10 protein-coding genes are annotated in these 9,475 nt (G+C 74.3%); 3 read left to right on the top strand and 7 right to left on the bottom strand.

Annotated elements, in window-relative coordinates; translation table 11 throughout:
- Positions 1 to 511 precede the first annotated feature (511 nt).
- Together V6U81_RS28450 and V6U81_RS28455 are read right to left on the bottom strand one after the other, a co-directional pair.
- Positions 512 to 1,204 carry a hypothetical protein gene (locus V6U81_RS28450; RefSeq protein WP_334494073.1) on the bottom strand — a complete coding sequence of 231 codons (693 nt, stop codon included), beginning with the start codon at positions 1,202 to 1,204 and terminating at the stop codon, positions 512 to 514.
- Positions 1,205 to 1,416: 212 nt separating this feature from the next.
- A complete protein-coding gene (locus V6U81_RS28455; protein WP_334494074.1) occupies positions 1,417 to 2,541 on the bottom strand; it encodes a DUF3626 domain-containing protein in 1,125 nt (374 codons plus the stop codon).
- 102 nt (positions 2,542 to 2,643) lie between these two features.
- Between V6U81_RS28455 and tsaA the strand changes: the two genes are divergently transcribed.
- Positions 2,644 to 3,063, top strand: a complete 420-nt coding sequence (tsaA, locus tag V6U81_RS28460) for a tRNA (N6-threonylcarbamoyladenosine(37)-N6)-methyltransferase TrmO (protein ID WP_334494076.1) — start codon at positions 2,644 to 2,646, stop codon at positions 3,061 to 3,063.
- Positions 3,064 to 3,072: 9 nt separating this feature from the next.
- Here the strand turns inward: tsaA and V6U81_RS28465 are convergent, their stop codons facing one another.
- Positions 3,073 to 3,702, bottom strand: coding sequence for an MBL fold metallo-hydrolase (locus V6U81_RS28465; RefSeq protein WP_334494077.1), 630 nt, complete (start codon positions 3,700 to 3,702; stop codon positions 3,073 to 3,075).
- On the bottom strand, positions 3,699 to 4,787 hold the full coding sequence (locus V6U81_RS28470) for an S-(hydroxymethyl)mycothiol dehydrogenase (protein ID WP_334494079.1): 1,089 nt from the start codon (positions 4,785 to 4,787) through the stop codon (positions 3,699 to 3,701). The genes V6U81_RS28465 and V6U81_RS28470 overlap by 4 nt, the downstream gene beginning before the upstream one ends.
- A 143-nt stretch (positions 4,788 to 4,930) precedes the next feature.
- Here V6U81_RS28470 and V6U81_RS28475 point away from each other — a divergent pair, with 143 nt between their 5' ends.
- Entirely contained in the window at positions 4,931 to 5,347 is a 417-nt protein-coding gene (locus V6U81_RS28475; RefSeq protein WP_334494080.1) for a hypothetical protein, read from the top strand.
- A gap of 35 nt (positions 5,348 to 5,382) precedes the next feature.
- Here V6U81_RS28475 and V6U81_RS28480 read toward each other — a convergent pair whose 3' ends face one another.
- From V6U81_RS28480 to V6U81_RS28490, 3 genes are all read right to left on the bottom strand, one after another.
- Positions 5,383 to 6,690, bottom strand: coding sequence for an MFS transporter (locus V6U81_RS28480; RefSeq protein WP_334494082.1), 1,308 nt, complete (start codon positions 6,688 to 6,690; stop codon positions 5,383 to 5,385).
- A complete protein-coding gene (locus V6U81_RS28485) occupies positions 6,687 to 7,349 on the bottom strand; it encodes a GntR family transcriptional regulator (RefSeq protein WP_334494084.1) in 663 nt (220 codons plus the stop codon). Before V6U81_RS28485 ends, V6U81_RS28480 begins: the two co-directional genes overlap by 4 nt.
- A gap of 73 nt (positions 7,350 to 7,422) precedes the next feature.
- The gene (locus V6U81_RS28490; protein WP_334494086.1) at positions 7,423 to 8,538 is read right to left on the bottom strand and encodes a CapA family protein; all 1,116 of its coding nucleotides are present in this window, start codon (positions 8,536 to 8,538) and stop codon (positions 7,423 to 7,425) included.
- 98 nt (positions 8,539 to 8,636) lie between these two features.
- Here V6U81_RS28490 and V6U81_RS28495 point away from each other — a divergent pair, with 98 nt between their 5' ends.
- Positions 8,637 to 9,473 (top strand): glycosyltransferase family 2 protein, encoded by an 837-nt coding sequence (locus V6U81_RS28495; protein ID WP_334494088.1) that lies wholly within the window; start codon positions 8,637 to 8,639, stop codon positions 9,471 to 9,473.
- Positions 9,474 to 9,475 lie beyond the last annotated feature (2 nt).

Raw genomic sequence — 9,475 nt, forward strand, 5'->3', positions numbered from 1 at the left:
TACTGCGGTCGTACGGGATATGTAACGACGGCGGGCCGGCCACGATTCCAGGCTCAGAGTGCCACCGGTCACGGGACGGCACCCGCCATCGGGCGCAGACGGGACATTGGCGCAGCCCCACCACACCCCGGGACCCGACAAGCAGCACCGTCCCCACCTCGGGCCCGGACACATCACGCAAACGACGCACGGCAGCCCGGGTGGCGGTCGTGATTGCGGACGGCAACCGACTGCATCTGAGGCGGCCGCCGGGCCGGCTGGTAGATCGAGGCGAACATCGCGGCTGCGGCACGGCACGCGAGGAAGCCGCCTGAACCTCCGTGTCCGCGGCGGGACGCAGTGTCGGGAACGATCCGCCGAAGAGCGATATGACTCCGCGTCATATTCATGACGCTCCGTCATGTCGCTCATCAGGACATCGTTGGCCCCAGGCGACACGGGAACCCGCCCCGCGACGAGGCGACCGGCCGGCCCCCTCACGGGGACCGGCCGGTCGATAGCGTTCAGGTGGTCACCAGAGCTGCTGGACGATGTCCGCCGCCTGCTCCTCCCACTGCGCGTACGCGTACGGGAAGGCCGAGACCTGGACGGTCTGGGCCGCGGCGGTCAGCGGCAACTCCTGCCAGCCGGGCACGTTCCTCAGCGCCTGGAAGAAGGCCCGCGAAGCGTACTTCGGGTCGGTGACCTCCTCCGGCGTGCCCCAACCCGACGACGGACGCTGCTGGAACAGGCCCTGCGAGTCGTGGTCGTTGTACGCGCCGAGGTGGCCCAGGTTGTAGAGCTTGGACTCCTGCAGCGAGGTGGCGATGCCGATCACCGCGCCCCGCTCCCCCACGCCGGTCTCCTTGGCCTCCTTGATGATGGCCTTGGCGTTGGCGAGTTGGGCGTCGTCGAGCGGGACGCGGGACTGCGCACCCTCGACGCCGTGCGGGATGAGCTCGTCCTTGCTCGGCTTGCCGGACGGGACCTCGGCGGTCTTGCTGCCCATGGTCAGCCCCGACTCGACGGTGGTGGCCTGCCGGTTCTTGCCGGTGGCCAGGTCGATGGCGGCGACGGCGCCCGCGTGCGGTCCGCCGGTGATGGGGGCGGCCACTGCGGCAGGTCCGAATGCCAGGCCGCCGAGGGCGGCGATGCCAGCGATGCCCAGTGCGGTCCGGCGGTTCTTCGCGATGGCCGGGAGCCATCGAGTGAAGTCCTGCTTCACGATGGTTGCCCTTTCGATCGTGTCGACGCGCTCCGGAGTGAGCGCCCCTCGGGGGAACAGCTCCGCCGACGGGGGTTTGCATGCCGGCGGTACTGGGGACACAACCAGCTTCGCGTGTCGGTCATTCCGGAAATGCCGGGTCCTCGGCTGGGGCTGCGGCCTGGCTCACCTCCGGTCCGTGCGTCCCGGGTCGAACGGGACGAACGGGCAGGTCAGGTGCGGGGTGCGCCGTACCGGACCAGGACGTGCCAGAGCTGTTTGAGGTGCTGGAGGGTGTCCGCCGTCGGCCCCCGGTCGGCCCAGCGGTGCGGCTCGCGGACCACCGAGGCGGCCGCCCGCCCGACCAGCGCGGCGTCGATCAGCTCGCCCGGCCGGGCGAACTCCGCATGCACGCGGGCCGCCAGCGGCGGGATCGCGGGCCCGCGGAACTCCGGATCGACTCCCTCGACCGGCAACGCGAATCCACCGTGGAGCACCAGGTCGATCCGGTGCCGCCGGGCGATTGTCGCCAGTGCGTGCCCGGTGTCCGTATCGCGGAACGAGGGGTCGACCACCAGCGCCGCGACGTCCCGGCCCAGGACGATCCCGCCGTGGATCTGGGCCTCCAGGTAGTCGTCGAGGGCGCGGCCGGCGGCGCCCGGCCGCCAGGGTGCCCACGCGTGCCGGTCGAGCAGGACCCGGGTCAGGCCCGCGACGCCCAGGCCGGTGACGCCCAGACAGGACCCGTCTTCGGCGGTCGCCGCCAGCAGGGCGGCCAGGATCGCCTCACCGGCGTCCGCCGTACCCAGGTACCGGGGGCCGACGGAGCTGTCCCCGAAGCAGAGCGTCGCCCGGCCCAGCACCTCCGGCCGCAGCACCAGGTGGCAGGAGCCGAAGCGGGGGCACGCGCCGTCCGGGTGGCCGAGCAGATTCAGGCCGCCGTAGACCGGCCGGTCCGCCGCGCGCACGCCGGCCCTGTGGTACGCCCCGTCGAACAGCTTCTCCTCCCACCGGTCCCGGTCCCCACCGGGGTACGCGGTGAGCCCGCCGTTGGAGATGCCGGTGACGAACTGGCTGCGGTACACGCCCTCGTCGGCGAGCGCCCCGGCAACCGTGCGCCCGTCCGCCAGCAGCCGGTCGGGGTGGAAGTTCACGGTCAGTCCACCGTGTGCGGCGACCGCCCGCACCAGTTCCTCGGGTCGACAGGTGACGGCGGATGCGGCCAGGTGCCGGGCGATCACCGCGAGGGCGGCCGGGCGGTGACCCGACGCCACCTCGCGGACGTGGGCCAGCGCGGCCGCTTGCGCGGTGGTGAGGGATGGCGCGTCGGGCGGGCTCGTCCGGGAGGTGACGGACATGGAGAGCATCCTGGTCGCCGTGATCATGGTGGGCAACCCGATTCCCGCCGAGGTGGGGTTACAGTGGGTTCCCGTCGATCGAAGGACGAGTACGCGCATGCGGTGGGACGTCCGGTGACCGGGTCGTACGAGTTGCGGCCGGTCGGCCGGGTCGAGTCGCCGCTGACCGACCTGGACCGCGCCCCGAAGCAGGGCGACGAGGGCGCGCCCGAGGCCTGGCTCGTCTTCACCCCCGCCGTCGCCGCCGGCCTGCGCGACCTGCGACCCGGTGCCGACATGCTGGTGCTGACCTGGTTGGACCGGGCCGACCGGGACGTGCTTGCGGTGCATCCGCGCGGGGACCGGAGCCGGCCGGAGACCGGGGTGTTCAGCACCCGCTCCCCCCACCGACCCAATCCGATCGGGCTGCACCGGGTACGGGTGCTGGCGGTCGACGGCCTGCGGGTGCGGGTCGCCGACCTGGAGGCGGTGGACGGCACGCCCGTGCTCGACGTCAAGCCGGTGCTCGACGGGGAGCGGTGAACTCGCCGGTCAGTGCCCCCGGGCGAGCCACTCGTCGAGGTGCGGGGCCTCCGCGCCGATGGTGGTGCTGTCGCCGTGCCCGGTGTGCACCGCCGTCTCCGGGGGCAGGGTGAGCAGCCGCGTCCGGATCGACGCGATGATGGTCCCGAAGTCGCTGTAGGACCGACCGGTGGCGCCCGGGCCGCCGGCGAAGAGGGTGTCGCCGGTGAAGACCGCCGCGAGGTCCGGGGCGTAAAGGCTGCACGCCCCGGGGCTGTGGCCGGGGGTGTGCAGCACCCGCAGGGTGGTGCCGGCGACGTCGACGGCCTGCCCGTCGGCCAGTTCCCCGTCCGGCGCCACGTCGGGGTGGACCAGATCCCAGAGGACCCGGTCGGCGGGGTGCAGCAGCACCGGCGCGCCGGTCGCCTTCGCCAGTTCGGGAGCGACCCGTACGTGGTCGTCGTGGGCGTGGGTGGCCAGGACGGCGACCACCCGGCGACCTCCGACGGCGCGCAGGATCGCCGCCACGTCGTGCGGGGCGTCGACGACGACGCACTCGGCGTCGTCGCCGATCACCCAGACGTTGTTGTCGACGTCGAAGGTCTGCCCGTCGAGGGAGAAGGTGCCGGCGGTGACGGCGTGGTCGATCCGGGCGGTCACGGGAAGACCACCACCGAGCGCAGCACGTCGCCGTGGTGCATCCGGGCAAACGCCTCCTCGACCTGGTCCAGCGCGATCTCCTCGGTGACGAAGGCGTCCAGGTCCAGGCGGCCCTGCAGGTAGAGTTCGGTGAGCAGCGGGAAGTCCCGGCTGGGCAGGCAGTCGCCGTACCAGCTGGACTTGAGCGCGCCGCCGCGGCCGAAGACGTCCAGCAGCGGCAGGTCGACCGTCATCTCCGGGGTCGGCACGCCGACCAGCACGACCGTGCCGGCCAGGTCGCGCGCGTAGAACGCCTGCTTCCAGGTCTCCGGCCGGCCCACCGCGTCGATCACCACGTCGGCGCCGAAGCCGCCCGTGGCGGCCCGGACCGCCTCGACGGCGTCCTCGGCCGAGGCGTTGACGGTGTGGGTGGCGCCGAACTTCCGCGCCCAGTCGAGCTTGCGGGCGTCGGTGTCCACCGCGACGATCGTCGTCGCGCCCGCGAGGGCCGCGCCGGCCACCGCGGCGTCGCCGACGCCGCCGCAGCCGATCACCGCCACGGAGTCGCCCCGGGTGACGCCGCCGGTGTTCATCGCCGCGCCCAGGCCGGCCATCACGCCGCAGCCGAGCAGGCCCACCGCGGCGGGCCGGGCGGCCGGGTCGACCTTGGTGCACTGACCAGCATGGACCAGCGTCTTCTCGGCGAAGGCGCCGATGCCGAGCGCGGGGGCGAGTTCGGTGCCATCGGTGAGGGTCATCTTGCGGGCCGCGTTGTGGGTGTTGAAGCAGTACCAGGGGCGGCCGCGGCGGCAGGCGCGGCACACTCCGCAGACCGCCCGCCAGTTGAGCACCACGAAGTCGCCCGGCGCGACGCCGGTCACGCCCTCCCCCACCTGCTCCACGATCCCGGCGGCCTCATGCCCGAGCAGGAACGGGTAGTCGTCGTTGATGCCGCCCTCGCGGTAGTGCAGGTCGGTGTGGCAGACCCCGCAGGACTGCACGCGGACCACCGCCTCGCCCGGCCCCGGGTCGGGCACCACGATGGTGGCGACCTCGACCGGCGCGCCCTTGCGCCGCGAAATGACTCCCCGGACTTCCTGGCTCACGCGATCCTCCTGCCTGCGGTGGCGATGACCTCTCCGCGAACCTACCGCCGATCAGCGCGGGCGGCCCAGCGATGCCGGGCGGATTCAGGTGGCGTACGTCGGGTAGGCGGGGGCACGGTCGCGTCGCAGGGACGGGAGGGCAGATGAAGCTGACACATGCGCCGTTACGGCTCAGCATCGGTGCGTTCATCCTCAATTCGGGGCTCGGCAAGCGGACCCTGGAGGGGGAGGCCGCCGAGGCGGTGCACGGGATGGCGGTGGGGGCGGTCCCACAGCTGCGGCAGGTGGAGGCGGCGCGCTTCGCCATGCTGCTGTCCCGGGCGGAGATCGCCCTGGGCGCCGCCCTGCTCGTCCCGTTCGTGCCGTCGCTGCTGGGCGGTCTGGGGCTGACCGCGTTCGGCGCCGGGCTGGTGCAGCTCTACCTGAAGACGCCCGGACTGCGGGAGCCGAAGAGCCTGAAGCCGACCCAGGCGGGTATCGGCTTCGCCAAGGACGTCTGGCTGGTCGGCGCGGGCCTGACCCTGGTGCTGGACTCCTTCACCCACCGCCGCCGGCGCTGACGCACCGCCCGTGGCCGGAGCCGGGACGGCGGTCGTCACGCGCCGGGAGCAGCCCCCACGGGTACGGGCGCGGCCGCGCGCTCGGCGGCGTGCCGGCGCCGGGCGGCGTTGCGGTAGCGCAGCACCTGGACCGCGCCGAGCGCCCAGAGCAGGTACTGCACGGCGAACGCCCAGCGGAAGGCGTCCAGCGGCGGGGTGGCGGCCCCGGCGGGCGTGGTCAGGTCGAGCACCACGCCGACGGCGAGGATCAGCACGATCGACGCGACGAAGCCGCCGACGTTGACGATCCCGGTCGCGCTGCCGATCCGGTGCACCGGGTTGAAGGTGCGCGCGTAGTCGAAGCCGATCACCGAGCCGGGGCCGTTCACCGCGAGCACCAGCACCAGGGTGACCAGCAGCCAGCGCGGCGCCGGCCCCGGCCAGGCCAGCACCACCGCCCAGATCGCGGCGGTGGCGGCGGTGATGGCGAAGACCAGCACCGAGCGGCGGAACGGGTGCCGGGCGCAGAGGTGCGCGATGACCGGCCCGCAGAGCAGCGTGGCGACCGTCATCAGGGTGAGCAGGGACGCGGCGGCGGTCGGCGACATGCCCTGGCCCTGCACCAGGAACGGGTAGCCCCAGAGCAGCGCGAAGACCGCGCCGGAGAACTGGGTGACGAAGTGCGTCCACAGGCCCAGCCGGGTGCCCGGCTGGGACCAGGCGGCGGCGAGCTCCCGCCGTACGGTGGCCAGGCTCGGGGCGACGGTGGTGGCGTGCTCGACGTGCGGGGTGTCCCGTACCGCCACGGCCACCGTCACCAGCACCGTCGCGCCGAGCGCGGCGGCGGTCAGGAAGGCCGGGGTCCAGCCCGCGTGGTGCAGCAGCGCGACCAGCGGCACCGCGCCGAGGATCGCGCCGAGCTGGCCGAGGGTGCCGGTGAGCTGCACCAGCAGCGGGTTGCGCCGGCCCGGGAACCAGAACGCCACGATGCGCAGCACGCTGATGAAGGTCATCGCGTCGCCCAGGCCGACCAGCACCCGGGCGGCGACGGCGAGGCGTACGTCGGTGGCGACGGCGAAGCAGAGCTGGCCGGCGACCATCAGCGCGCCGCCGACGAGCAGCAGCCGGCGCGAGCCGTACCGGTCGAGCAGCACCCCGACCGGCACCTGCATGGCCGCGTAGACGGCAAGCTGGGCGACGGAGAAGGTGGCCAGGGCGGAGGCGTTGATGTCGAAGCGGTGCGCCGCGTCCACCCCGGTCACGCCCAGCGAGCTGCGGTGGAACACGGCGGCCACGTAGGCCAGGACGGCCACCGCCCAGATGAGCGCGGCGGAGCGGCGGGCGGTGGTCGGGGCCGCGGTCACCGCAGGGTCCGCAGCACGGTGGCGGCGTTGTCGATGTGCGCGCTGACCGCGTCCCGCCAGGCCTGCGGGTCGTCGCCGTCGAGGGCGGCGAGCTGGGCGGCGTGCTCGCCGAGGGCCACGTCGGCCCAGCCGGGCGAGAGCCGGAAACTGGCCTCGCCCATCCGCAGCTGGCGGTCGCGCAGCCGGTGGTAGAGCTCGGCGAGGATCTCGTTGCCGGCGGCCTCGACCACGCTGGCGTGGAAGGCCCGGTCGGCCTCCATCAGCGCGCGCAGGTCACCGGCGGCGTGCGCCTCGCGCATCCGTTGCAGCCAGCCGGCGAGCACGGGGCGCAGGGTGTGCCGCTGCGGCCAGACCCGGTCGGCGGCGTGCAGTTCGACCAGCCGGCGGGCCTCGACGACGTCGGTGATCTCCCGGGCGGAGACGGGACGGATCAGCGCCCCGCGCTTCGGGTAGAGCGCCACCAGGCCCTCGGCCTCCAGCCGGAGCAGCGCCTCCCGGACCGGGGTGCGGGAGACCTCGGCTGCCTCGGCGATCTCGCCCTCGCTGATCAGCAGGCCACCCGGGTAGACCTGCTCGAGGATCCCCTGCTTGAGGTGCCGGTAGGCGCGTTCGGCGGCCGACGGCGCGGCGACCCGCGCCGACGGGCTGGGATGCGTCATGTATCTATGATGCGTTTCTTTTGGTGCGCCGGTCCGGCGGGTGGGCGGGAGGTGTGGCAGGCCACACCGGCCCTCACCCCGGGCCAGCGGAGCGGAGGGTGATCATGCCGTCCGCGCCGAGGTCGAAGCGGGTACGGAACGGCTCCCCCAGGCGGTCGACCAGCTCGACGAGCCAGCGGGCCTCGGCCGGCTCCGCCGGCTGCAGCCGCATCCGGTTGATCCGCACCGGGACCAGCCGCAGCCGGACCAGCCGGCCCGCCGCGAACGTGGGCAGGTGCAGCAGGCGCAGCTCCGGCCGGTACGACTCCTGCCCCCCGATCCCCTCGTAGTCGTCGATCAGGTCCCCGCAGCCGTAAAGGATGAGCCCGCCCCGATGGACCTCGATCGGGCGCGGATGGTGCGACGAGTGGCCGTGCACCAGGTGCACCCCGGCCTCGACCAGCCGGTGCGCGAAGCCCATCTGCTCGGCCGGCACCTGGTAACCCCAGTTCGATCCCCAGTGCACGGAGACCACCACCAGGTCGCCGGGGCGGGCCACCCGACAGATCCGGTCGGCGAGCGCGGCGGCCGACTCCTCGCTCGTCTCCGGCAGGTACGCCACTCCGGGTCGCCGCTCGGTCGCCGCCCACTGCGGCGGGATGCCGCTGGACGGCGTGCCCACCGACCAGAGCAGCAGCCGCCGGCCGCCGCCCAGGTCGAACCGGGCGGGATGCCACGCCTCGACCTCGTCCCGGCCCGCTCCGGCCGGCGCGACGCCGATCCCGCGCAGGCCGTCGAGGGTGTCGGCGAGCCCCTCCGGGCCGAAGTCGAGCACGTGGTTGTTGGCCAGCGCGCAGACGTCGAGCCGGGCCGCGCGGAGGCAGTCCAGGTTGTCCGGGTGCATCCGGTAGTGGATGCCCTTCCCGGGGGCGAACTCCCCCCGCCCGGTCACCGAGGTCTCCAGGTTGACGATCCGCGCGTCGGGTCGCAGGTCGTCGAGGATCCGCAGCGCCGCCCCCCACGGCCAGTCCGGTGGGGCCGGGCGCGGGACCGGACCGGAGACCGCCTCGGCCAGCTCCACGTACCGGCGGGCGTCGGTGACGGCCTGCTCCCGCAGCTCAGGCAGGCCCGGTCGGGGCAGGATCTGGTCGACGCCGCGGCCGGTCATCACGTCGCCGCCGAGGAAGAGGGTCACCCCGTCACCGGACATGGCGCTGCCTTCCCGTCCGGAGCGCCTTCGCACCCCGTCGGCGGCGGGAATCGCGCGCCGACCGAGTGAGCGGTCCGGATCGGGGTACCAGGGCCGCCATGAGTCAGGACGTGACGGTGGTGGTGGCCACCCGGAACCGGCGCGAGCAGCTGCTCGACGTGCTCTCCCGGCACCCCGGGCCGGTCATCGTGGTGGACAACGGGTCCGAGGACGGCACTGCGGAGGCGGTCGCCACGGCCTTCCCCGAGGTCCGGGTGGTGGCGCTGGCCGCCAACCGGGGCGCGGGGGCCGCCCGCAACATCGGGGTGGCGCTGGCCCGTACCCCCTTCGTGGCCTTCGCCGACGACGACTCGCACTGGGCGCCGGGGGCGCTGGACCGGGCGGCGGAGATCCTGCGGGAGCATCCCCGCACCGGGCTGCTGACCGCGCGGGTGCTGGTCGGCCGGGAGGGCCGGCCGGATCCGATCTGCGCGGAGATGGCCGGCGCGCCGCTGGGTGCCCCGCCGGGCGCGCCGGGCCCGTCGGTGCTGGGCTTCCTGGCCTGCGCGGTGGTGCTGCGCCGCGCGGCGTTCACCGCCGTGGGCTGCTTCGCCGAACGGCTCGGCACGTACGGCGAGGAGGCGCTGCTGGCGATGGACCTGGCCGCCGCCGGCTGGCAACTGGCGTACGTGCCGGAGCTGGTGGTGCACCACCTGCCCCTGCCGGCGGGCCGGGACGCGCGGGCCCGCCGCCGGATGGAGGCGCGCAACGCGGTCCTCACCGCGGCGCTGCGCCGCCCGCCGCGGGTGGTCCGCGACGTCGTGGCGCGGACCTGGCGCGACCGGGAGCGGCGGGCCGGGCTGCTCGAAGCGGCCCGGGAGCTGCCCTGGGTGGCCCGCCGGCACGGTGGTGCGGAACCCGCTGGACGGGCCCGCCGGTGGTGCGGCTATTATTAGTT

Source organism: Micromonospora lacuserhaii (assembly GCF_036902735.1).
GTDB lineage: Bacteria > Actinomycetota > Actinomycetes > Mycobacteriales > Micromonosporaceae > Micromonospora.

What these genes read in the sequence shown, in the direction of transcription:
- V6U81_RS28475 (WP_334494080.1), top strand. Translation starts at nt 4,931, where the DNA reads ATGAAGCTGACACATGCGCCGTTACGGCTCAGCATCGGTGCGTTCATC.
- V6U81_RS28490 (WP_334494086.1), bottom strand. Translation starts at nt 8,538, where the DNA reads ATGTCCGGTGACGGGGTGACCCTCTTCCTCGGCGGCGACGTGATGACC.
- V6U81_RS28485 (WP_334494084.1), bottom strand. Translation starts at nt 7,349, where the DNA reads ATGACGCATCCCAGCCCGTCGGCGCGGGTCGCCGCGCCGTCGGCCGCC.
- V6U81_RS28455 (WP_334494074.1), bottom strand. Translation starts at nt 2,541, where the DNA reads ATGTCCGTCACCTCCCGGACGAGCCCGCCCGACGCGCCATCCCTCACC.
- V6U81_RS28495 (WP_334494088.1), top strand. Translation starts at nt 8,637, where the DNA reads ATGAGTCAGGACGTGACGGTGGTGGTGGCCACCCGGAACCGGCGCGAG.